Genomic DNA, 23,334 nt, shown 5'->3' with positions numbered 1-23,334 from the left:
GTCGGCAATGTCTACATATGATTAATAAGGCCAGCTCATCCCCTTGCACAACTCTTTTCGAGCGGCCTCATAAAAAGGAAAATCTATGGCTGTTCATGTTGGTATTATCGACCAAGACCCAGTGAGATTGGTCACTCCTCTATTAGATAATCGTACGCTAAGCACACATATCGTCTTCATCGGAGACAAGAGCCAGTTAGATATATTTGACCGACTGAGTGCCGTTTTAGATCAACGAGAAATTACTTCTGAATTTTTTGAAATTCCATCCGCTGTTAATACATCTCTGATCAAACAAGCAATTCAAAAACTGGCAAAAGACCTCCATGAACGCGGCGAAGATGTAAAATTGAACGCGAGCTGTGGTCTTCGTCATCGCTTGTTGTCGGTGTACGAAGTTTTCCGTACCTATCGCTGGCCAATTTTTGTGGTTGAGCCTAGTAGCGATAAGCTTTGTTGGTTATACCCTGATGGCAAAGAAGATACCCAAGTCGAAGATCACATTACGATTGCAGATTACCTCACTATCTTTGGTGCACGCGGCGAGTTTCACCACGTTGATTTACCACCTCTTCTTGATAAAAAATTGTATGAACTTGGTGAACGATGGGCCTCAAATGCGCTTGAACTTGGGCCAGGTCTAGCAACACTTAACTACCTTGCAACCACATGCCGCAAAGAACAAAAGCTTGATGTCGAGCTCTCCGAAAAACAGCAGGGCTACCGTGAGCTCAACATGTTGCTTTCAGATTTAGTAGAAGCAGAAATCGCCACCTATGAGAATGGCGTTTTAACGTTTGCAGATGAAGATGCTCGACGCTTTTCAAACGGTGAGTGGTTAGAAACTTTGGTTCACAGCACCGTGAAGCAAATCCAAGACACCATGCCGACGATCCAAGATCGATCGTTAAATGTTCAGGTTTATCGCAAACTTGGTGAAAGTGAAGTACGCAATGAGTTAGATGTCGCAACAGTTGTAAACAACAAGCTGCACATCATCGAGTGCAAAACCAAAGGCATGAGAGATGACGGCGACGATACTTTATATAAGTTAGAATCGCTTCGCGATCTATTAGGTGGCTTACAAGCGCGCGCAATGTTGGTGAGCTTCCGTCCTCTTCGTCACAATGACATTACTCGTGCTGAAGACTTAGGGCTAGCCCTGATTGGCCCTGATGAGCTTAAAGATTTAAGAACGCACTTAACTGCTTGGTTTAAAGACGCGGGCGGTTCAGACGAGATATAGTGCCATTAAGAAAAGCTAAAATTCACAACGATAAAAAGCAGCATTAATGCTGCTTTTTTTATACCTAAATTTTAGCTGTACGCATTTCTATAACTAGAAAAAAACCAGAGGTTAGCCTCTGGTTTTTTCTGTTTGTTTAAATGCCAACTATAGGGGCTTAAAGCATTTTACGCGCTGCTTCTACAACCACTTTAATTGAACGCGCTTCCGTTTCTTTCAGAGTTGAATGATCTGGAATCTCTTTTTGTGTACGGTTGATGATAACACCTGCCACACAACCCGCTTTTAAACCAGAGCTCGCACACATTGTTAGCAGTGTTGCAGACTCCATCTCGAAGTTAAGTACGCCCATGTCTTGCCATTCTTGCATAGAGCCTTGGAAACGCTTAACAACACGACCAGAGAACGTATCGTAACGTTCTTGACCAGGGTAGAACGTGTCGCTTGATGCAGTCACACCCATGTGAACTGTAGCGCCAGACTCTTCTACCGCTGCTTTCATTGCGGTTGCTACTTCAAAGTCAGCAACTGCTGGGAATTCCATAGGAGCAAAGTGTAGGCTCGCACCGTCAAGACGAACTGACCCCGTCGTTACGATCATGTCACCCACGTTTACATGCGGTTGAATTGCACCCGTTGTACCAACACGTAGGAAAGTACGAACACCAAGCTGTGCCAATTCCTCTACTGCGATAGAGGTAGAAGGACCACCAATACCTGTAGAACAAACCACAACAGGTTTACCGTCTAGCTCTGCACGGTATAGCGTGTATTCACGATGGCTTGCTAGAAATACTGGATTTTCCATTTGTTCTGCGATTTTTTGAACACGCGCTGGGTCACCAGGAATGATCGCTAGAGTCGCACCATTAAGATCAGCTTCAGTAACACCTAAATGGAATACAGCTTGAGACATAAGTCGCTCCTTATTGTGGCTTATTTTATGAACAATAAGCTCATTAATCAGTTATTGGGTACAGATGCACTGTAGCGAACCTTTCACCAACATAGAGTGATCACAATCACAATGACAAAATGTAATGAAAATGAAATTTCAAACAAAACTGGTATTGATCACACTTTAAGGAGCGTTAAATCATTTTGTTGCATAGCAATGCGTGATTTCAAGGACGAGAAAAACGTCTGATCGCATCAGGTGAATACGGTTAAAAAAAGCCCGATACACGAATGCCTCGGGCTATTAATGAGTGGGATCATTGGTTAGGTCAGTTATTTGATCTGTTTGGACTCAAAACGAAGTAATCTCAACGCATTCAATGTCACCAGTGCTGTTGCACCACTGTCAGCTAATACTGCAACCCACAACCCAGTAACCCCAAGTAAACTTGTCACTAAGAATACACCTTTCAAACCTAGCGCTAACGCGACATTCTGACGAATGTTACTTAGCGTCGCACGCGACAGTTCTATCATGGCAGGTAGCTCAATCAACCGGTTGTGTGTTAACGCCGCATCAGCAGTCTCGAGCGCAACATCCGTACCGCCTCCCATCGCAATACCAATGCTCGAAGCTTTCATGGCTGGAGCATCATTGATACCGTCTCCCACCATCGCAACGGTATGTTGTTGTGATAGTTTCTCGACGTAATGCACCTTGTCTGCAGGTAACAAACTCGCTTTATAATCCAAGCCTATTCTATTTGCCATTGCTTCTGCACTTCTCGGGTTGTCACCCGTTAGCATCACCGACGTGACCCCAAGTTCCTTCAACATTGCGATGGCTTGCTGGGCATCTGAGCGCAATGTATCTTGCCATGCGATCACGCCAATGACCTCGTCATCGTAACGAACAATGACAACCGTTTTACCTTGTTGTTCCAACGTAACCACTTGCTCTTTGGCTTCCTGAGAAAGTGGAAAGTCTGCCTTTGAAGGCGTGACCACTTGGACCATTTTTCCATCGACGTAACCAGTGACACCAGAGCCTACTTGCGCGGTTTTATCCAACGCTTCAGGAATAGTAAGCCCCTGCTCTTGCACTTTGGTAACTAAAGAAACCGCTAGAGGATGACTTGAACCAACCTCGATTGACGCAGTTAGGCTAAGTAACTTGTCTTCATCCATATCAAAAGCAAAGACGTCAGTCACTTCTGGTTTACCTTGCGTCAGTGTCCCAGTTTTATCAAATGCGACAGACTCAACCTTGCCAAGCAACTCAAGCGCCGCACCACCTTTGATCAATGCGCCCCGCTTAGCAGCTGCCGCCAAGCCAGAAGTGATCGCCGCCGGCGTTGAAATTACTAATGCACATGGACAAGCAATCAACAGAAGGGCGAGTCCTCGATAGATCCACGTTTCCCACGGTTGGGCAAATAGTAATGGCGGCGTAACGATAACCATCAGAGACACCAGCATCATTAGCGGCGTATACCAACGGCTAAATTTATCAAGAAAGCGTTCTAATGGTGCCTTACGAGACTCGGCTTCTTCAATCAAATGAAGAATTCGGTCTATCGCATTCTCGCCCTGACGGGAAGTCACCTGTAAGCGAACCACTTTATCGACAACCACAGCCCCGGCCATCACTTTGCCACCGGTTTGATGTTCAACGGGAACAGATTCTCCCGTTAACGCACTTTCGTCAAAACTCGCAAGCGCATCTTGCAAAACACCGTCGGCAGGCAAACGACCTCCGGGTGCGACTTCTATGATATCCCCTGGTTTAAGCTGAGCAGCTGGTACTTCTTTACGCTCTCCATCAATAATTAAAATTGAATTTTCTGGGACTAAGTCCATTAACGCCTGGACACCGCTTCGCGCGCGAGATGATGCATATGCTTCTAACTTTTCACCAATAAGGAAAAGCAATAACACCATTGCGGCTTCGGCGGTTTCACCTAAATATAAAGCGCCGAGCGCCGCTACACTCATTAACGTTTCAATCGCAAAAGGCGTACCGCTACGCGCCAACTTAAATGCTTTGAGCGCGATTGGGTATAAACCAAGTAAACACGTCAAAGTGAATAACCAAGCGCTTATTTGAGGGTCGATCTTAGAAATTACTGCCGCAGTAGCCATTGCACCAGCAATCGAGAGAATTTGAATGTTGTCTCTTATGACGCCAAGCCAGCCTTTCTTTGTAGTGCTTGGTTTTGGAGCATCAAGTGAAGAGAGCGGGAAACCCGTTTTTTGGGCTGTCTGCTCTATCGTAGCTATCAGCTCTAGACCATCAAAATCGACGACCAGTTTTTCTGTTGCAAACAAAACCTTGGCTTGGCTGACGCCTTGTAAAGACGTAATGGCTTTCTCAAGCTTTTGCGCACAAGATGGGCAATCCATACCTGACACAAGCCAAGCGTTCCGAACGGAGGAATTACTCTCCCTTGTGGGATCGTCTTCCTCGCCTGTGTCAACGCTGCAGCCTCCTCCACTACAGCAAGAGCTTTCAGAAACATCAACACTGGCCTGAGAGATATTGAGCGAAGATTTTACTAGCGCACAGCATGACTCGCTTGCACCAAGCGGCACCGCAGTTTTGATTTTGCTAGATTGGCAACCTTGATGTTTTGTACACATAATTTTTTCCTTATTGGTATCGGTTATTTACCTATTGCTAAGGATAAACCTTAGAGTAAGCTCCAAGGTCAAGATAAATTTGTACAGTTCGGCGATAGAAAATAAAAAAGACGCCGAAGCGTCTTTCCAAACCAGTTTAAAAGCAATATTCCGTAAAGTTTAAACAAAGAGGTTAAACGGGATGCTTAAAACACTCATTTAATGTCATTCCTATGGCACGCAGCACGTCTCTTCTTGTGATAACACCAACCAACTTACCTTTGCCATCCACCACTGGATACATTTTCGGCTTTCCAACTTTCATCATGTCAGCCAGTTCAATTACTGACATTTCTGGAGAAACAGATAAGACATCATCATGCATACACTCTTGTACCGTATGTGTATCTTGGCAGTGATAACTTGCTTTCACCAACTTATCTAATAAGTCTTGCTCCGATAAAAACCCAACCACTTTTTCATTTTCATCAATGACAGGGCCACCTAGTGTGACACTTTGCATTACTTTGTTTAAAGCTGCCGAAAGTGACATATCTTTCGTGAAAGTCACCGCTTGCAACGTCATGTAATCTTTTACTTTTAATGAATGCATTCTTATCTCCTTAAGGGCATTTTATTGCGGCCTTTAGATAAGTGTCGCCTAATTTCCTGATTTTACTAAATGGAAAGGAGTAATTTTATTTATAGGCACAGCCTATTGAACTAAAACAAAATTAACTCACCGAACAACATTCACTGTATTTCGTTAAACGCAAGATTCAGCCAGGCTGATTTTTCTAGGCAAAATACAACAAAGCCAGTCAATTGACTGGCTTTGTTATTATGTAATTGTTGCGTTAGCTATGTTGACGGCGCATGTTGTCTAAAATAATGCCAGTCGCCATCGCGACATTCAGTGATTCGGCACCGCCAAACGCCGGAATCGTGATCTTATCTGTCACGAATTTTGCTGCGGCTTCACGCACACCATGAGATTCGCTGCCCATCAACAAAATACCTTCAGCAGCGAAATCCGTTTTATGAACGCTCTCTCCTTCCAAAAACGCGCCATATACTGGCAATTTGGCGTGTTCCAAGTAACTTGGCAAATCCACCAAACTCACTTGTACGCGGCCAAAGCTGCCCATAGTCGCACTGATCGTTTTAGGATTATAAGGATCAGCACAATCTGTACTCGCAATAATGTGCTTGATGCCATACCAGTCTGCAACACGAATAATCGTACCTAGATTACCAGGGTCGGATACACCATCTAGCGCAATCATCAAGCCTTTCGCTTGAGGCTCTTTTACACTCGGAATTTCAACCACAGCAATGGCCGCATTATTGCTCACAAGCGTGCTCGCTTTGGTCAATTCATCAAGCGATGCTTCAACACAATCAAAACGATTTAGCGTACCAGCATTTTGTTCGAGAAATGCCGCTGTTGCAAAAACCTGCTTCACCTTCAATGAACTACTTGCTAACTCTAGTACGTTCTTTTCACCCTGAACTAGGAATAAGCCATGCGCTTTACGCTGTTTCTTTTGACCTAAAGCACGAAGCAGTTTTAATTGGTTTTTTGAAATCATTAAAGTATCCCAGGTGAAAATGGTTATTCGGCGAGCGTACCCTAAACAATCTTCACGACAGTTCGGTATCGAGCGGATGAGATTATAAATTATACCTAAATAACCTCAAGAAGCTTGATCATCAGAAGACGTTGAACACCAAGCGTAGCCAAAATAAAAGAAAGTTCAAAAACGAAAAAAGCCCTGCGATAACGCAGGGCTTTCAAAGGGTGGGACCCCAGCCACATCCCGGCACACAAGTCACACGCTGCGGCTGCTTCCTTCCGGACCTGACCGAGTTCACGAGCTATTGTTGCGAGAGGACCAGAGCCCCATAATTCTTTTCGAGAGGTCTTGCCTCAATCGATGGGGCGATTATTCAGTATCAGCTCTCATAATGCAAGAGCAAAAACCTTGAATTTCATCATTTCATTACCGTTTGAACAAAACTCGATCAATTCATTCCTTTATGATGAAACCGTGCAGTCACGATAAGAGGAGTCGTGCCGTGAGGACTGCTTACTCATGTACATGTCTTCATCAGCCAAATGCATCGCTTGCTCTAAGCTCATGTGCCGTTCCCTTTTTGCAGAGAAACCAATAGAGATACTTATAGACTCCAAATCACTACATAATTTGCCTTTCACATCGATTCTACTGAGCTCTCTCATTGCTCTGGTTAACTCGGCTTGCGTTGGATAACCCAGCAATATGAACTCATCCCCTCCAATTCGATAACATCTTCCCGACCAGACATAATGAATTTTTAGCGCCAGTAGTTGTAAAACTTCGTCCCCAGCGCGATGACCATAAGTGTCATTGATTCGTTTGAAATGATTAATGTCTAAGTAAAGTATGGATAGATCTTTGTTTACTCCTTTTCGATACTTTACTTGCAACGCACGACGGTTCCTTAACCCTGTTAAGTTGTCAGTGTTCGATTGACGGTAAAGATAAAGCGAAACACAAATAGCAAACAATAACACAAAGATAAACACAGCTTGTGTTTGCGTCGCTAATCGAATCTCATATTCAAGTGCGGTACGCCAATCTGGGCGTACATCGTACTGAGCAATGATCTTATCAACTTCTAACATCGCTATCGCTCGACTGAAGAAAGGCGCAAGCATGGCTCCTTTTTCATTCGCGACCAATCCAACAGAGAGTTGTGACTCATAAAACTCGCCAATAGCGGTATCCTGCTCTATCGGAACCAATTCACTGAGACGTAAAAAATGATTGAGCATCGCCGTATCCATCGGAATGTAATCGACTTCTTCATTTAGTAGCCCCTGAATGAGCTCTTGTTGGGTACGATAACGTTTGAGTTCTTTTAGCGGTAACAGTTGCGTCATCATTTGATCGAAAAAGTCATCCTTAACTACGCCAATCCGCTCAGATATCAACTGTGAAACATGAGAGTATGTGCTCGGTTTGTAACCTAAACGCTTGACCATCACCGATGCTGGCGCGTAATGGGACTTTGGAAAGTAGCTAAATGCGCGCCGCTCACGGCTGACCGTTAATGGCGCCAAAATTTCGAAATTACCTTGGATAAACTCATGGTACATAGAACCCCAGCTTTCACCAGGCTCACTAATGATCAAGCAGTTTAAAGCCAAGATCTCACAGCTTCTCAGGACTACATCAGCCGTCATCCCTTCGACACTACCATCTGCGTTGTATACAACATATGGAAAGATAGATTCGAGCTTAATCCGTATTGGTTCATTAAAATCAAGGGGCAATAAACAAATAGAATCACGCAACGCCGCTCGCCTTAATTCAAATTGATACTGGGAAATTTCTTCGCGAAGCTGCTTTTGCACCGCTTCCCCGTGAATAAACGTAGCGAACGTGTCCAACTCTTCAAGATGATGATCTTTTTTACTGATGATGGATACGGGCTTTATCGAAATCTGATCATTGAGCATCTTGGCGTCAAACCCCTCCATCAGCATCGGCTTGAGCTGGTTAATGGCATCGACAACGCCGTCCACAGCACCTGAACGTAGCAGTGTTACTGCTTGTTCGTGACCTTGATAAGAGATCTGTTCTAGCTCAGGGTAGTGTTGTTTAAGTAATTGGGCATAAACTGTATCTTTGGGGACGCCAACACGCGAAATATCACTCAACGTCGAATCTTTTAAGCCAAAGAGGTAGGTATATTCGATATTTGTTGGGCGGGAATAACTAAAACGTTGAGCACGTTCTTGTGTGTAAGTGATATTCGCAGCAAAGTCCGCTTCCCCATTCGCTACTGAATTTAGAATGGCATCAAAGCTGGAGTAGTTCACGTATTGAACGGTAAAGCCAAACTCCTCTGAAGCAGCATTGAAAAGAACACGAGTGACGACATCATCCGCTTCAGTCGCGACTTTATAATGAGCAATTAAAGGGGCTTCGGCTTTTACATTCAAACTCAAGTGGCAACATGCAAAAAGCAACAGTGTTCGAGCAAAAGTTGTCATGACAAACTTATCTTAAATCAACCACTTATATTGTGGTTATTATTATTGGAAGTGTATTAAATATGAAATGAAGAACATATACTAATCTCCATTTTGTTCCACAACCAATTCGATACTCTGCCGCACATGTCACTTTTTACCTGACTAAAAACTCATAATTCAGCCTGTTCATCGCTACTACGTAAAATATAGTCAGTCATCCAAGCCGTCCCTAACAAACAGATCCAAACCACGAAAACAGGGTTTGGCACATCCGTGGTCGGGCTGACGACTAAAGCGGCAAAACCCACAGTCGGCAATGTCCAACATAATAATTTGCTCCAACGAATGGTATGTTGAAGCTTCGCAAGTGCTTCCATTGACGCTAACATTCCCGTCAAACTTAACGCCATAAGAACGGCGTACGGTAGGCCTGCAATCCACAATGGGAGCAACAAAAACAACGGCCACCAGCTGTGTTTATTGGATGGCGTCCAATGCGCAGCCGACCACCACATCGCCATAACCGCAATGGTTTGAACCACTGTAACCCAAGCAAAACCATCCAGCTTACCGCCTTGCTGTGTGACCATAAGACCAACTTGCAGTGTAAGTACAATAAGACCAGCGGTGAGCAACACACCTAAAGAGCTTCTACGAGAAAATACCACCATTAAAAGTGGGAAAAGGATCAAAACACCAACCGACAAAGCAATTGGCTGCATTGAGAGTGTCGCACCAAAAGCCATCATCGCGCCCAGTAATACTAGGCCAGCGAACCCACCTTGTGGCAGAACCCACAGCGCGGGGATCATAAGTGCAAGAACGGGAATGTCACCCTCGCTCAAACTCATCGCCCGAACACAGACAACAGCGAGTAAGGTCGTAACGAAAAATTGAAGTGTCGATAAAATCATAGCGCCTCCTGGCTTCCCCACCTACTTGGTAACTCAACGGCAAAAACTGGGATTGAAAGTCGTTGAGAGGGTCTAGATTCAAGCTTAGCTTGCGTTTGCTTCATGCTGTTTAACGTTCATCAACCAACGACACTACAGAACAGAAAATGTAATTCTTCAAAGTGAGTCGCTGATAACACAAGGGTTAAGAACCGTTAGCAATATACAAGTCCAATGGTTTACCATTCCTTAGTAATCCAAAATAGACACTTTTGAGTATGGACCAATTTTTAGCGCAAATCTTTGCTGTAATTCACCAAATTCCAAAAGGAAAAGTATCCACCTATGGGGAAATTGCAAAAATGGCCGGTTATCCGGGCTATGCGAGACATGTTGGTAAAGCACTGGGCAACTTACCAGAAGGCAGTAAACTCCCCTGGTTTAGAGTGGTAAATAGCCAAGGAAAAATATCTTTAAAAGGCCGAGACTTAGAGCGACAAAAAAAGAAATTAGAAGCAGAAGGGATTGAAGTATCGGAAGTTGGCAAAACTTCACTTAAAAAATACAAATGGCAGCCTTAAGCTGCCATTTTTTGTTCTCACTACGTCGTATTAACGTGTGCCAACTAGACGAATATCTAACTGGTGAGTTTGTGCTTCATCTGTAATAACACCGTTATGTGTGTCGCTGATAAAACGCAGCTTTCCATCTACCTCAATGCGAGCACGAACGCTGTAACGATGGTTTGGTTTGATTTCATTGCTGTCGTAACTCAACTCAAAAGAAAGAGGAACTTGCTTACCTTCCGTTTCGAATGTCTGTTTCGCCAACACTTTTGCTGGCGCATCCGCCAAGGACACATCTTCTAACGCAATAGTAACCACTGCGTTTGGTGGCAAGGCAATCCGCTCGCGATAAGCCACTGTACCTGTAATCGTCTTCATTGACGCTTCTGTAGATTCCATTTCTGTAGTTTGAGAAGTTTGGCAACCCACTAACGCAGCCCCAAAGAGTAGAGAAGTAACAAGTAGTAGTGTTTTTTTCATATATTCCTCGAAAAGAGCATTAAACCGAGGCAATTATAGGTGTGGAATATAAAACTGTCTGCTTCCTGTCACTTTATTTGACAATAGTTTGACTGAGTTAGAATTTATCAAACAATTGATTTTGTTTCATAATTGGAACAATACTATTTCTAAGTTACTCAATAGTTCTTAACTATGCCACTTCACAAGAGTGAGGCTGTTGAGGTAACTTGGAATGAAAGACAACGGTGAGGAGACACAATGAGTAAACCACTACGAGAATTGCTCAGCCTACTACAACTCGAAAAATTAGAAGAAGGCTTGTTTCGTGGCCAAAGTGAAAACCTAGGTTTGCCTCAAGTTTATGGCGGTCAAGTAATTGGGCAAGCACTTTCTGCTGCGCGCTACACCGTTGAAGAAACACGCACGGTACACTCCTTCCATAGCTATTTTTTGTACCCTGGCGATCCAGAAAAACCTATTATTTATGATGTAGAAAATCTGAGAGATGGCCGTAGCTTTAGCACTAGACGCGTAAAGGCAATTCAAAATGGACGCCCTATTTTTTACCTAACCGCATCCTACCATGGCGATCAACCTGGGTTTGATCATCAAAAAGAAATGCCAGATATCCCTGGTCCAGAAAACTTTGCCTCAGAGAGTGAGCTCGCAAGCCATATTGCAGAATTTCTACCCAAACGCTTACGCAAAACATTTTGCGGGGAAAAGCCAATCGAAACTCGCCCCGTTACGGTTATCAACCCTTTGAAGCCCAAAAAAGCAGAACCCAAACAGTACCTTTGGATTCGTGCTAATGGTGAAATGCCAGAGAATCAGCTAATTCACCAGTACCTTCTGGCCTACGCATCCGATTGGGGATTCCTTGTAACAGCAATGCATCCACATGAAGTCTCATTAATGACGCCTAACTTTCAAGTGGCCACCATTGACCACTCTATCTGGTTCCATCGCCCGTTTAAGATGGATGAATGGCTTCTATATGCGATAGAGAGCCCAACGGCGAGCAATACTCGTGGGTTGGTCCGTGGCGAAATATACAACCAGCAAGGTCACTTAGTGGCGACCGCCGTGCAAGAAGGGGTGATGCGCTACACGAAATAGCTCGTGTTCGTTACACGAAAAAAGGAGTGCTGTTCCGCACTCCTTTTTTAATGGGTATCAAACGATGATTAATTTGGTTGATACTTCATGTTAACAACCGACCATTCGTAAAGTGATTTCGGGTAACCATATTCACCTTTCCCGTAAATGACATTTGGGTCGGCATAGAATCCACCTTTATTCGTTGCTAAAAATTCACGAACCCCACGACGGTAAGTAATCACAGGTGCAACTAACTCATACTCTACCTTTTCCATCTTCGAGTCATCAATTATTAAGAACCGAGTCATACGAATCGTGCTGCCGCTGGTGCAGTACCCTGGGTCATCATAGTCAATTGCTTCAAAAGGCTTGAGATCATCTTCGAACAGCTCTGATGTACATCCATCAAATCGAGCTAAGTGTACCCACGCTCCTTTTATTAGAGTTTGGTCATCGTTACCCACCGGCTTGAATGCAAGTAGTGCAATCTTACCTTTGCCGTATAATTTCAATTCTTCGTCCGTTGGCTCACGCACTGAACGAACGTTCATCAAACCAAACTCACTTTCTTCTAAGTTAGAAAACTCACGTGCATTTAGCGTGCTAAACAATACTGTTTGTTCAGTTTCAAGCAATGTATATTGATCCGCAACACCTTCATCTGCAAAGCTTAGATACAGCTGGACTTTCTTACTTTCCAACGCTTTGTAATCTCGAGATTCTCCTTCCGAAACGTCGAGAGAAATCCAACGTCTTTTTACTGGTGGGAGGTCAAGTAACGTCAGCTCTTCCTTATCAACATCTAATGAAGCGACTCCTTTAATTGTTGAGCTGGATATTTGATAGCTGCGGTTTCCTATTGGTGCACCAAAGTCTAGCTTAACCTTTTTAAATGGTTCAAATTCCACCTTCATTGTAGAAGTACTTAAACCAGGGTGATTCGCTTTGTTAATAGTGCCATTTACGACGATTGTTTTAGCTTTGTAGTTGCGCCCAGTAAGGGTAACCTCTAATTGGTACGTGCCTGCATGCAGGATTTTCAAACGCCCTGTATCAGGAGAAACTAGCTCGACCACAGGGTCTTTTTGGTTAATAAGACGGTAACTTGCCTTCGCAGTCCCACCACTCATCACTGGTGAGATAACACTACCAGCGGAGAATTCTACCGTTGGGTAAGTAACCGATACAGGGTTTGTGCCTTGTTTAATCGTGACCGAGAAACTACTTTCACCCGGATCCACTTTGTCGTCCCCCGCATCCGAAACAATAATTTTTGTGCTACCCGCGTTAAGAATTTGCATGGCACCCGTTTGGCTGTTTAAGGAAACCACATCTGTTGCTGCGTTGTCTGCAAATCGGTACGTAACTTCCCCAACCGTACCAGAGATTTTCGGCGCAACAAATGTTTGGCCAACCTTCCAAATCTCTTCCACATCGGATTGAACTTCAATTCGGCTCGGCGCACTCAAAATTGTCACGTAGACTTTTTGATCAGGACCAACGGTATAATTCGCGCTCTCTTTTCTGCGCACAGTTAGCGTCGCTTTACCCGCTTTATACACATGGAGACGTCCTTCACTAAAACCACCGACAACATCTGGTGCGGTGTTATCTACAATCTCAATTTGCTCGTCAGCACTCAAACCAAAATCACGGTGAAGATCAAAACTGTATTTGTTGCTGTATACAACGTCATAATCGTGTGTTGCCATCGGTTGGCCTTCAGCCTTTGCAACTTTGATGACGACATTAAATTGAATAGGTTGGTAGAACTCCCCACCATCGTCTTCAAACTTAAGGTCGTACTCACCCGCAGTCACTACCTCCAACTTGCCGTCAGTCATTCGTAAGCCATTAGGTAAGCTGCTAACTAGATTTACGTTACCTTTTTGCCCTTTAAACGCCAGAGGGATTGAAAGATTTGGTTGATAGGTAAGCGGCATTTCAATGTCTTTTATAACGGGATGAGGCGCGCGATTAACTTCAAGATCAAAACGAGTTTTGCTTGCAGGATAATTACGCATGTCATGCTCGTAAATTTCCACTTCAGCAGCACCAACACCTTTGATCAGTAATGCTTCACCATTTTCAGTTTTAGCGACAACGTCTTCACCACGAATGATTCTCAGCTCATAGTCACCGTAGGCGTTCGTCACCTTAGGGAAAATTCGTCCACCTTCCTCATAAGTTGTGACGATATCCGCTGCGCTGATTTCTTGACGCTTGCCTTGTTTTATATCCACAAAAAATTGCGCTGTTTGCTGTTTATCCAGAAACGCGTCGCTGTAAGTTGCAGTCGCTTCAACCGTTAATCGACCAACATTATGAACAAGAAGCAAACCCGTTTCAGGATCTAGCAACTCGGCCACCTTGCTGTCTGGTACGCTATTTATAATTTTGTAAGAAATACGTTGCGTTTGAGCTTTATCTAGACGCACTGGTTCTAACGTCAACCCTTCTCGATACTCGTCTTCAAGCAAAGCGAACTGTAATTGCCCCGGAGCTACTGCATGCAGTTTAACCGTAGCGCGAACTTGTTTCGGCAAGTAAAAGTCGTTACCTGAATCAGTAATCAGCACCGATGCCTGACCAACTGAACCTAATGAATATACCGAACCGTTCTCATCAACACGAATCAAGTTATGACCACTTTCTACCTCATAACTCAGTTCGCCTTTTTGGCCACGGACGATCAACGCTTTTCCTTCTGACTCAATCGCATTGAAATTCAGATCACTCACTGAAAATTCAGTATTGATGCCTCGCTCTACAGTGACAGAAAATCTTGCTTCAGAAGACTCATAAGCAGAGCTACTATCTGTAGCAAGAATAGTCGCCGTTCCTGGGCGCAGAATTTGTAGTATTCCTGAGTCATTAATTTTCACGACATTTGGCGGATTAGAGTCAATGACTTGGTAAGATACCGACCCATGTACATTGCTCAGTTTTGCTTCAGTAACCGTTCCCACTCCTTCAAACTTCAATACCGTGTCTTCAACTTTTAATTGCGGACGGTTCTGCTTTGTTATCGTAGTTGGTGTCTTCGTATTGTTCGGCTTAGAGTCTCCCCCACCGCCACAGCCAGCGAGTAAAGCTGCGAGAAAAAGCAAATAGTAATTTCTGTTCATTTTTAGTAATACTTTGTTACATACAAGATGGGGCGATAATAATACGATGTTTTATTAATCACTATCCCCATTTTTGAGTACTTTATTACTTAAGTAATTGCTACTGTATTAATCCTAAAAATAAATACTCAAAAATAGCGACCAAATTACATGAAAACACAAAAAGCAAACGTTTAAATCAAACTCTTCCATTAATTTAGTAAAAATTAATATTCAATAAAATAAAACATGAAAAATAAAGAGAAAAAATTGCGTTATTTTTTCTTTCATTATGATGTATAGGATTAATGGACTGCAAAAACAAATGGTTAATGAAAAATAGAAGAGAGAATAAATATCGTTTATATTTATAAAAATCTGGTAGGAAATAGTTTTAAAAGCATAATCAAACTACCTTTTAACATTTAAAATACTAAAAGGTAGAATTAACATTAGATAGAATTCTTATAGGGCGAGTTATTTTAGGATTGGTAACTCTGTTGTGTATTTAATGGACTCCATAGCAAATGTTGAAGTCACATTAGATAGCCCTTTTACGCTATTAACTAACCGCTTATAGAATTCGTCAAAACACTTCATATCTTTGACTAGTACTTTCATCATGTAGTCATACTCGCCAGCCATACGATAAAACTCCATTACCTCAGGAAAGTCACTCACAGTTGTAACAAAATGGTGATACCAACCTTCGGAATGATCAATCGTTTTTAACTGAACAAATGCAATGAAAGATAGCTCGAGCTTTTCTGCACTTAACAACGCCACGCGTTTTTCGATGTAGCCCTCTTCTTCCAACCTTTTCAAACGCTTCCAACATGGCGTCGTTGTCAGATTTACCTGCTCTGCTAACTCATTTAATGACAAGGTGCTGTCGGTTTGTAACAACGCAAGCAGCTGTTTATCGACCCGATCCAAACTCATCCTATAAAACCCACGAAGTGTAGAAAACTTTTCTATCAAAATAGTCATTACCGGCAACTATAGCAAAGTTTTTCTCTCGTATTATAGGTAAATTATTCCCATCTAATGCTTATCTATCGATTTCCAAGGAGAGACGCCATGTGTACTGACCACAATTGGATCAACAATGCAGTGCGTAAAATTGAAGCAGACTTCCAACGTTCTGCTGATACTCACTTATTTAAACTCGAACTACCTTCTCTTGATGGTATCGATATCTATCTAAAAGATGAGAGTACGCACCCTACAGGCTCTCTTAAGCATCGATTGGCGCGCTCATTATTTCTTTACGCTATTTGTAATGGATGGATTGGTCCTGAAACCACTGTAATCGAGGCGTCCTCAGGCAGCACTGCCGTTTCGGAAGCGTATTTTGCGCGTTTACTTGGCTTACCGTTCATTGCCGTCATGCCGAAAACCACTGCACGTAAAAAGATCGAACAAATTGAATTTTACGGTGGTAAAGCGCACCTTGTTGAACGATCAGATCAGATTTATGACGAGTCTCGACGCTTGGCTCAAGAGCTAAATGGTCACTACATGGACCAGTTTACTTATGCTGAACGCGCTACTGACTGGCGCGGTAACAACAACATCGCGAACTCTATCTTTAGCCAAATGGAGTTAGAAGATCACCCGATTCCTAGCTGGGTAGTGATGAGTCCTGGAACAGGCGGCACATCAGCAACCATTGGCCGTTTTATTCGTTACCAAAAATACGACACCAAGCTTTGCGTGGTAGACCCTGAAAACTCAGTGTTTTACGATGCTTTCCAGTCAGGAAATCACTCATTGAAAGGCGATACTGGCAGCAAAATTGAAGGTATCGGGCGACCACGTGTCGAACCAAGCTTTATTGCTGGTGTCATTGATGAAATGCGCAAAATTCCAGACGCAGCCAGTGTGGCAACTGCCCATTGGGTATCTCAGCTGATTGGGCGTAAAGTCGGCGCATCAACAGGCACCAATCTTTACGGTGTGCTGCAATTGGCTTGTGAGATGAAACAACGCGGTGAGAAGGGTTCTATCGTGACGCTTCTATGTGATTCTGGAGAGCGTTACCTAGATACGTATTATGACTTAACATGGGTAAAAGAGAACATCGGCGATATTCAACCTTACTTAGCTCAACTCGAAGTCATTCAAGCAAAAGGTTGCGTTGAGCCAGCTTGTTGCGGCTCAACTAACGCTTAACGTGCAAACTGGACTTTAAAAACAGCCCAACTTCATGCGGGCTGTTTTTATCGCTGGGCTTTACTTTTTCTGGCGCGCTTCAAACGCAGCCAATTGTTCTGGCGTTGCCGCTGGTTGATGATTTTGTTTCCATTCATCGTAAGTCATGCCGTAAACACGTTCGCGAGCGTCATCAATATCTAAATCCAAACCGAGATTTTCAGCCTCAGATTTATACCATTTGCTAAAGCAGTTGCGACAGAAGCCCGCAAGGATCATCAGGTCGATGTTTTGTACGTCTTTGTTGGCATCTAAATGCGCCAATAAACGGCGAAATGTCGCCGCGTCTAACTTATCTTGTTCTTCTTGAGTCAAGTTTTTGTATTTGAATTCAGCCACTTTCCTTTCCTTCTCTCTTATTTAGCTAGCTTTCGTCACCATATCTAGTTAGTCGGTAGTCATGAGTAAGAAGTATGCTTTAGCGCAACAATTCCCATTCTAAAATCACTACCTTTGATAAAAGCTGATATGATAATTACCATCCATCCTATTGATTAAATTAACATTTAAACAAATCATTACAACGGTCTTTTACCAAGGTTATCGTCTAGTTATGAAAAACGCCATTCTATTATTGTCTGCCTTGGCCATTAGCGTGCCAACTTTAGCTGCTCAAGAACAAGCTCATCAATCTTATTTTTATCTGGGTACTGGTAACGTTGGTTTTGATACACCGTACTTCGGCTCGGATAGAGACAATGAGTGGTCAACACCACATATCACAGTTGGCTGGGGTTACCATGTAAACCAATACCTCGCGTTTGAAGGGGTTCTGCGCTATTCACAAAATGAACTTAAGAACGATGCTCTAAAAACTGACTTAGATCTTCACTATTACCAAGCAGGTATGTCTGCTGTTGTAACGAGTGATGACTTAGGCGATACGCCCCTATCACTATTCGGTCGCGTAACAGCGCTTGGCACTCAAGCCGAAATGTACGTACCAAACGAACAAAAAGTCACAGATGACTCAGGCGCACTATTCAACATCGGTGCTGGTGTCCATTGGGATATGAGTACAGATATCTGGCTACGCGCAGAGTACATTTATAATGTCGCGGATATGGGTTTTGAAGATTTTTACGACAGCTACGAAGGTGTACAAATCAGCCTAGGGAAACGCTTCTAACATTAGATAGCACCAAGTTTCCATAATTGAAAAACAAAGAAGCCGAGAGTTTTGCCTCGGCTTCTTTTAGATTCTATAGTATGTCGTCACTTACTGAACAGAGAACGTTTCTGTTGCCTCTTTGTTCACATGGTTGCTTGGTTGACCAGCATCGAGAGAATGTAAAATACCATCTTGACGATCTTTTAATGCATTCGTCAACGTTGGAAGTGCGGTAGTTGCTAGCAACGCCATAACACCTGCAACTAAAACCATTTCGACCATGTAACTACCACGTACTTTTTTCAAGGAAACACCTCAATAATAATAGGCATAGGCTGCTTTCCTAGCATTAAACCTAACAAGACCCAACATTCAGTCAAAACGATGAGCGAGTCCTGTGCCCCTCGAAGAAGTGACGAAATAATAAACAAAAATAATCATTAAATCTATAAGTAATCACTATCTATATAAAAAAACACCGAACAAAAATTGCCCGGCGTTTTCAATCAAAGCTTTACGTGCTACTGCTAGGGGTGGGCAACACGGCCCTTCGTATCATGGCTAATTGCTTTGTTTAACTCTGCTTCTACATGACCTGGTGCTTGTGTTTTCGCCGAAATCAATCGGTACATTGCCGGGATAACAAACAAGGTCACCAATGTCGCAAACCCCATCCCGAAAAAGATAACCGTACCCACGGCAATACGGCTCTCATAACCCGCCCCTGTCGATACGATCAACGGAATTGCGCCAGCAAGTGTGGTAAACGCAGTCATCAAGATTGGACGTAGACGTCGCGCAGCTGCATCAATGATCGCTTTTTCAAACCCAACGCCACGATCACGTAGCTGATTGGCAAATTCTACGATCAAAATACCGTTTTTCGTCACCATACCAATCAACATGATCATGCCAATCTGGCTATAAATGTTCATACCTTGGCCCATAATAACCAAACCAAGGAAGCCACCAAATACACCCATCGGCACCGTAAACATGACCACTAACGGGTTTACGAAGCTTTCAAACTGAGCCGCCAACACGAGATACGCCACTAGTAGTGCCAATGCAAACACAACAGCAACACTCGCTTGGTTCTCTTTAAAGTCTTTCGACTCCCCCGAATAACTCACCGAAATGTCACCCGGTAAGTTGTCGATGGCTTCCTGGTCTAGGTAATTCAGCGCATCTCCTAATGTATAACCTTCCGACAGGTTGGCAGTAATAGTGATGGACTTCTGTTTGTTGTAGTGAGAAAGACGAATAGAGGCCGCCACTTCTTCAATTTTTGTGACCGCATCTAACGTCACTAGCTGACCGCTATTCGTGCGCAGATAAATCTGACTTAAATCTGCAGCATTATTAAAGCTATTTTCATCACCGCGAAGATACACATCGTACTCTTCGCCACGCTCAACATAAGTCGTTTCGCTTTTACCACCGAGCATGATTTCTAGGGTGTCAGAAATGTCTTGAACACTGACTCCTAGCTCTGCGGCACGCTGTCGGTCAACTGTAACCAATAACTCAGGCGTTTTTTCCGAGTAATCTATCTCTGCTCCTTCCATCATTGGTGATTCTTCTGCTTTGTTCTTTAGCATTTCAGCCCAAACAACGAGCTCATCGTAATCAGAGCCGCCTAATACGAACTGAACTGGCTCACTCGAACCACCTTGGAAACCTGGCATAAATGGGAACACTCGAACATCTGGGATACCTGCCAATTCTTTACGTACTTTGTTAAGGGCTTGCTGAGCCGTGATATCACGTTCGTTCCAATCTTCTAGAATCATGATCACAAAGCCTGTCTGGTCTCCTGCCTGGCCACCAAACGCTGGCGTTTGGATGCTGAATGACTTCAGATAACCTTGCCCTAGTAATGGCATCAATCGGTCTTCGACAATATCCATATTGGCTGACATACGATTGTATGACGTAGCATCTGCACCGCGCACAAACGCGAATATCACACCGCGATCTTCTTGTGGGGTCAGTTGGGCCGGTACCTGATTCATCAAGAAATAGCTACCGCCCAAACAAGCTAGAATCACCAGCGGAGCAGCCCAACGTACTTTCAATGTGCCTTTCAATAATGCGCGATAACCACTCTCAAGCTTGCTAAACAAGCGATCAACCGCTTCATTGAATCGATTTGGTTTTACATTCGCTTTCAAAATCTGACTACCTAATACAGGAGTCAGCGTCAGGGCAATCAAAGAGGAGAATATGACCGACATAGCCAGCAATACAGAAAACTCTGTAAATAGTAGACCTACCATGCCATCCATAAAGGAGATCGGTAAGAACACCATCACCAGCACTAATGTTGTTGCTATAACAGCAAAACCAACCTCTCTTGTGCCTTTATATGCGGCGAGTAATGGCGATTCACCGCGTTCAATATGGTGGAAGATATTCTCTACAACCACAATTGCGTCATCCACCACCAAACCAATCGATAATATCAACGCCATCAAGGTGATCAAGTTGATAGAAAACCCAAAGTAGTACGCGGCAATGAACGAAGAAATCAGAGAAACAGGTACCGTAACCGCAGGAATTAAGGTTGCACGAGCTTGGCCGATGAAAATGTACAACACCAAAATCACCAAGCCGCCCGTGATAAATAGCGTGCTGTACACCTCTTCGATTGAACGCTCGATAAATACTGTCGCGTCGTAATCTATCGCAAGACGTGTACCTTCTGGTAAGAACTTCTGGATGTTATCGACTTCAGACCTAACCAGCTTCGCAACCTCTAACGGGTTTGCGTCTGACTGCGGTACCACACCAAGACTGATGTTTACTACACCATCACTTTTGAAGGTTGAGTTTTCGTTTTCTGCACCAATGAAGACATCTGCTACATCTTTTAAATAGATAGGTGTATTGTCGCTTGCGCGTTTAATGACAAGATATTGAAAATCTTCAGGCGTGTTATAAGTACGAGCCGTACGCACGGACATTACCGTTGAGTCGTTGCGAACTTCACCACCTGGGCTTTCTAGGTTCTCACTTCGCAAAGCTGATGTAATGTCCGAAGCTGTAACTGAACGTCCAGCCATTAGTTCTGGCTTAAGCTTCACGTACATTACCTTGTACAAACCACCGGAGAGATCAATGGAGCTAACCCCAGAGATCAGGCTAAAGCGGTCCATCAATACACGTTCGGCATAATCGGTTAATTGAGTACGGTCCATCTCTGCAGAACTGAGATTGATATAGAGCGACGCCTCTCCCGAGCCATTGTTCTTATAAACAATAGGGTCATCCGCTTCATCAGGTAGCGAGCGCTGAGCACGAGCCACAGCATCACGCACGTCGCTCACACCTGTGTTGAGATCGTAACCTAATTCAAACGTGATCGTGATACGCGACATGCTGTTACGAGTAGTGGAGCTAATTTCATCAACTCCACTGATCCCAGAAAGCTGGTCTTCCAAAACGGAGGTAATTTGGCTTTCAATAATAGTCGCCGATGCACCCTCATAACGCGTACTGATAGAAACGACTGGGCTTTCTATATCAGGCATTTCACGAACGGCTAATTTGGTGAATGACACAAAGCCAAACACACACAACAGCATGCTCAGAACCAACGCCGCGACAGGGCGTTTAACTGAAACGTCGGACAGTAACATTAGTTTTCTTCCTCATCCGATTCACTGTCATTGCGTGTCACATCCGTGGTGTTCGCTTTTAGTGGCGCGACAATTTCTTTCACTTCGACACCATCACGCATGTTAACAATGCCTTGAACCACAATCTTGTCACCAATCTCAACACCAGATTCGATCACCACCTCGTTACCAACACGAGCACCTAGCGACACTTCTTGACGAGTAGCTTTGTTGTTTTCATCAATTACATATACAAAACGTTTAGTTCCGGAGTATTCAAGCGCTTGAACAGGAATGATTGGCGCCTTAATAGCAGGAAATGCTAGTGAAGCGTTCATCAACATGCCCGGCTTCAATTGATTTTCTGGGTTATCAAACTCAATACGCACGCGAAGATTCAGTGTTTCGGCGCTGATACGCGTATCAATACCTGTGACTTGACCAGTAAAGATCTGGCTACCCCATGCACTGGTTTTAGCGATGACTTCCATACCAATAGAAAGCATCGATAAATAGCGCTCCGGTACTTGTAAATCCAGTTCCATGACGGAAAGATCATCCAACGTCAAAAGTTCAGTACCCGCACTGACCATTTTGCCGCGGCTAAAATCGATAAAACCAACAGTGCCAGAAAATGGAGCAGTAATATGGAGATCAGCTAAATTGGCTTGAGCAGCATCTAGCCTCGCTTGTGCTATTTCAACACTGGCTTTTTGTGCATCGATTTCAGTTTGAGTAATCGCATTCCGCTTAACCAAACGTTGGAACTCTTTTAACTTACGCTGTTCATCTTTTAGATACGCCTTTGCCTCAATCAAAGCGGCTTGAGCCTTATCGTCATCTAACTTAATTAATAACTGGTCTTGCTGAACATTTTGATTCGCTTTAACAGCGATTTGATTCACTTTGCCGGCGACTTCCGATGCGACAACCACAGACTCCGCTGCCTTTAATTTGCCGATAAGAGTTAAGGATTGATTGATCTCGTGCGTTTCTACTTGTTCAGTCACAACGGTAACCGCTGAGCCTCCTCGCATCGCAGCGCAAACCGATGGAGAACTCAGTAATATAGAAAGCGTTAAAACAGATAACGATAACGTGGCTTTCATGCTCATGATATTGACTTCTAAACGAATAAACTTATGTCATTAAACTGCTTACAGTTTATCAGTAGATACGGTGTTTAACGTCAAGTAGTGTAAATTCAAGTAAAAAGCGCGCTTCTCTTCTGTTCAAAGGACAAACAAAACGCTGACTTTCTACCATCTTTGCCCAAAAAGACAGCATTCAACGTAAAAACGTAAGAAAAACGCTTTACAGCCTGAGCGAGTTTGCTATGATTCGCTCCGCACTTGGGAGATGAGTTGGGAAAACATCTTACTAAGTATAAAAATCCTCTGGAGGGGTTCCCGAGTGGCCAAAGGGAGCAGACTGTAAATCTGCCGGCACTGCCTTCGATGGTTCGAATCCGTCC

At 43.6% G+C, this 23,334-nt stretch carries 18 protein-coding genes, 1 tRNA gene and 1 other RNA gene; 6 read left to right on the top strand and 14 right to left on the bottom strand.

Annotated elements, in window-relative coordinates; genetic code table 11:
• Window positions 1-85: 85 nt before the first annotated feature.
• Window positions 86-1,246: a DUF1887 family protein gene (locus R7P67_RS07000; RefSeq protein ID WP_005378476.1), complete on the top strand. Its 1,161-nt coding sequence runs from the start codon at window positions 86-88 to the stop codon at window positions 1,244-1,246.
• A gap of 157 nt (window positions 1,247-1,403) precedes the next feature.
• On the opposite strand, the gene udp is transcribed toward R7P67_RS07000, so the two are convergent.
• From udp to R7P67_RS06965, 7 genes are all read right to left on the bottom strand, one after another.
• Window positions 1,404-2,162 carry a uridine phosphorylase gene (udp, locus tag R7P67_RS06995; RefSeq protein WP_005378479.1) on the bottom strand — a complete coding sequence of 253 codons (759 nt, stop codon included), beginning with the start codon at window positions 2,160-2,162 and terminating at the stop codon, window positions 1,404-1,406.
• Window positions 2,163-2,476: 314 nt separating this feature from the next.
• Window positions 2,477-4,783: a zinc/cadmium/mercury/lead-transporting ATPase gene (locus R7P67_RS06990; RefSeq protein ID WP_262652536.1), complete on the bottom strand. Its 2,307-nt coding sequence runs from the start codon at window positions 4,781-4,783 to the stop codon at window positions 2,477-2,479.
• Window positions 4,784-4,955: 172 nt separating this feature from the next.
• A complete protein-coding gene (locus R7P67_RS06985; RefSeq protein ID WP_005378483.1) occupies window positions 4,956-5,375 on the bottom strand; it encodes a CBS domain-containing protein in 420 nt (139 codons plus the stop codon).
• Between the two features lie 244 nt (window positions 5,376-5,619).
• On the bottom strand, window positions 5,620-6,354 hold the full coding sequence (locus R7P67_RS06980; RefSeq protein ID WP_005378485.1) for an RNA methyltransferase: 735 nt from the start codon (window positions 6,352-6,354) through the stop codon (window positions 5,620-5,622).
• Window positions 6,355-6,566: 212 nt separating this feature from the next.
• Window positions 6,567-6,663: signal recognition particle sRNA small type (ffs, locus tag R7P67_RS06975), an RNA gene on the bottom strand.
• A gap of 137 nt (window positions 6,664-6,800) precedes the next feature.
• A complete protein-coding gene (locus tag R7P67_RS06970; RefSeq protein WP_262652537.1) occupies window positions 6,801-8,804 on the bottom strand; it encodes a GGDEF domain-containing protein in 2,004 nt (667 codons plus the stop codon).
• 152 nt (window positions 8,805-8,956) lie between these two features.
• Window positions 8,957-9,700: a hypothetical protein gene (locus R7P67_RS06965; RefSeq protein ID WP_005378568.1), complete on the bottom strand. Its 744-nt coding sequence runs from the start codon at window positions 9,698-9,700 to the stop codon at window positions 8,957-8,959.
• A gap of 257 nt (window positions 9,701-9,957) precedes the next feature.
• Between R7P67_RS06965 and R7P67_RS06960 the strand changes: the two genes are divergently transcribed.
• Window positions 9,958-10,260: a DNA base-flipping protein gene (locus R7P67_RS06960; RefSeq protein ID WP_005378570.1), complete on the top strand. Its 303-nt coding sequence runs from the start codon at window positions 9,958-9,960 to the stop codon at window positions 10,258-10,260.
• A gap of 30 nt (window positions 10,261-10,290) precedes the next feature.
• Here the strand turns inward: R7P67_RS06960 and R7P67_RS06955 are convergent, their stop codons facing one another.
• On the bottom strand, window positions 10,291-10,725 hold the full coding sequence (locus R7P67_RS06955; protein ID WP_262652538.1) for a YbaY family lipoprotein: 435 nt from the start codon (window positions 10,723-10,725) through the stop codon (window positions 10,291-10,293).
• Window positions 10,726-10,965: 240 nt separating this feature from the next.
• On the opposite strand from R7P67_RS06955, the gene tesB reads away from it, so the two are divergent.
• Window positions 10,966-11,826 (top strand): acyl-CoA thioesterase II, encoded by an 861-nt coding sequence (gene tesB, locus R7P67_RS06950; protein WP_005378575.1) that lies wholly within the window; start codon window positions 10,966-10,968, stop codon window positions 11,824-11,826.
• A 68-nt stretch (window positions 11,827-11,894) separates the two neighbouring features.
• On the opposite strand, the gene R7P67_RS06945 is transcribed toward tesB, so the two are convergent.
• Both R7P67_RS06945 and R7P67_RS06940 read right to left on the bottom strand, forming a co-directional pair.
• Window positions 11,895-14,936, bottom strand: a complete 3,042-nt coding sequence (locus R7P67_RS06945; protein ID WP_318085925.1) for a cadherin repeat domain-containing protein — start codon at window positions 14,934-14,936, stop codon at window positions 11,895-11,897.
• Between the two features lie 456 nt (window positions 14,937-15,392).
• Window positions 15,393-15,857: an Lrp/AsnC family transcriptional regulator gene (locus tag R7P67_RS06940; RefSeq protein WP_053307491.1), complete on the bottom strand. Its 465-nt coding sequence runs from the start codon at window positions 15,855-15,857 to the stop codon at window positions 15,393-15,395.
• Window positions 15,858-15,995: 138 nt separating this feature from the next.
• On the opposite strand from R7P67_RS06940, the gene R7P67_RS06935 reads away from it, so the two are divergent.
• A complete protein-coding gene (locus tag R7P67_RS06935; protein ID WP_005389952.1) occupies window positions 15,996-17,090 on the top strand; it encodes a PLP-dependent cysteine synthase family protein in 1,095 nt (364 codons plus the stop codon).
• A gap of 60 nt (window positions 17,091-17,150) precedes the next feature.
• On the opposite strand, the gene R7P67_RS06930 is transcribed toward R7P67_RS06935, so the two are convergent.
• Entirely contained in the window at window positions 17,151-17,468 is a 318-nt protein-coding gene (locus R7P67_RS06930; RefSeq protein WP_005378586.1) for a DUF1244 domain-containing protein, read from the bottom strand.
• A gap of 214 nt (window positions 17,469-17,682) precedes the next feature.
• Here R7P67_RS06930 and R7P67_RS06925 point away from each other — a divergent pair, with 214 nt between their 5' ends.
• Window positions 17,683-18,258 carry a porin family protein gene (locus R7P67_RS06925; RefSeq protein WP_053349419.1) on the top strand — a complete coding sequence of 192 codons (576 nt, stop codon included), beginning with the start codon at window positions 17,683-17,685 and terminating at the stop codon, window positions 18,256-18,258.
• Window positions 18,259-18,348: 90 nt separating this feature from the next.
• Here R7P67_RS06925 and R7P67_RS06920 read toward each other — a convergent pair whose 3' ends face one another.
• From R7P67_RS06920 to R7P67_RS06910, 3 genes are all read right to left on the bottom strand, one after another.
• On the bottom strand, window positions 18,349-18,546 hold the full coding sequence (locus tag R7P67_RS06920) for a type II secretion system protein (RefSeq protein ID WP_031781369.1): 198 nt from the start codon (window positions 18,544-18,546) through the stop codon (window positions 18,349-18,351).
• 221 nt (window positions 18,547-18,767) lie between these two features.
• Window positions 18,768-21,881, bottom strand: a complete 3,114-nt coding sequence (vmeF, locus tag R7P67_RS06915) for a multidrug efflux RND transporter permease subunit VmeF (protein ID WP_053349418.1) — start codon at window positions 21,879-21,881, stop codon at window positions 18,768-18,770.
• Window positions 21,881-22,975 (bottom strand): efflux RND transporter periplasmic adaptor subunit, encoded by a 1,095-nt coding sequence (locus tag R7P67_RS06910; RefSeq protein WP_005389959.1) that lies wholly within the window; start codon window positions 22,973-22,975, stop codon window positions 21,881-21,883. The genes vmeF and R7P67_RS06910 overlap by 1 nt, the downstream gene beginning before the upstream one ends.
• Window positions 22,976-23,267: 292 nt before the next feature.
• Between R7P67_RS06910 and R7P67_RS06905 the strand changes: the two genes are divergently transcribed.
• A tRNA-Tyr gene (locus R7P67_RS06905) sits at window positions 23,268-23,334 on the top strand.

The organism is Vibrio sp. Vb0937 (assembly GCF_033338855.1).
The sequence above is the reverse complement of the archived record's forward strand: the minus strand, read 5'-3'. Positions and strand labels throughout refer to the sequence as shown.

Coding starts and splice junctions, on each gene's coding strand:
- R7P67_RS06945 (WP_318085925.1), bottom strand. CDS start 14,936: ATGAACAGAAATTACTATTTGCTTTTTCTCGCAGCTTTACTCGCTGGC.
- R7P67_RS06910 (WP_005389959.1), bottom strand. CDS start 22,975: ATGAGCATGAAAGCCACGTTATCGTTATCTGTTTTAACGCTTTCTATA.
- R7P67_RS06955 (WP_262652538.1), bottom strand. CDS start 10,725: ATGAAAAAAACACTACTACTTGTTACTTCTCTACTCTTTGGGGCTGCG.
- R7P67_RS06970 (WP_262652537.1), bottom strand. CDS start 8,804: ATGACAACTTTTGCTCGAACACTGTTGCTTTTTGCATGTTGCCACTTG.
- R7P67_RS06980 (WP_005378485.1), bottom strand. CDS start 6,354: ATGATTTCAAAAAACCAATTAAAACTGCTTCGTGCTTTAGGTCAAAAG.
- R7P67_RS06965 (WP_005378568.1), bottom strand. CDS start 9,700: ATGATTTTATCGACACTTCAATTTTTCGTTACGACCTTACTCGCTGTT.
- R7P67_RS06985 (WP_005378483.1), bottom strand. CDS start 5,375: ATGCATTCATTAAAAGTAAAAGATTACATGACGTTGCAAGCGGTGACT.
- R7P67_RS06940 (WP_053307491.1), bottom strand. CDS start 15,857: ATGAGTTTGGATCGGGTCGATAAACAGCTGCTTGCGTTGTTACAAACC.
- R7P67_RS07000 (WP_005378476.1), top strand. CDS start 86: ATGGCTGTTCATGTTGGTATTATCGACCAAGACCCAGTGAGATTGGTC.
- tesB (WP_005378575.1), top strand. CDS start 10,966: ATGAGTAAACCACTACGAGAATTGCTCAGCCTACTACAACTCGAAAAA.
- R7P67_RS06935 (WP_005389952.1), top strand. CDS start 15,996: ATGTGTACTGACCACAATTGGATCAACAATGCAGTGCGTAAAATTGAA.
- udp (WP_005378479.1), bottom strand. CDS start 2,162: ATGTCTCAAGCTGTATTCCATTTAGGTGTTACTGAAGCTGATCTTAAT.
- R7P67_RS06960 (WP_005378570.1), top strand. CDS start 9,958: ATGGACCAATTTTTAGCGCAAATCTTTGCTGTAATTCACCAAATTCCA.
- vmeF (WP_053349418.1), bottom strand. CDS start 21,881: ATGTTACTGTCCGACGTTTCAGTTAAACGCCCTGTCGCGGCGTTGGTT.
- R7P67_RS06990 (WP_262652536.1), bottom strand. CDS start 4,783: ATGTGTACAAAACATCAAGGTTGCCAATCTAGCAAAATCAAAACTGCG.
- R7P67_RS06925 (WP_053349419.1), top strand. CDS start 17,683: ATGAAAAACGCCATTCTATTATTGTCTGCCTTGGCCATTAGCGTGCCA.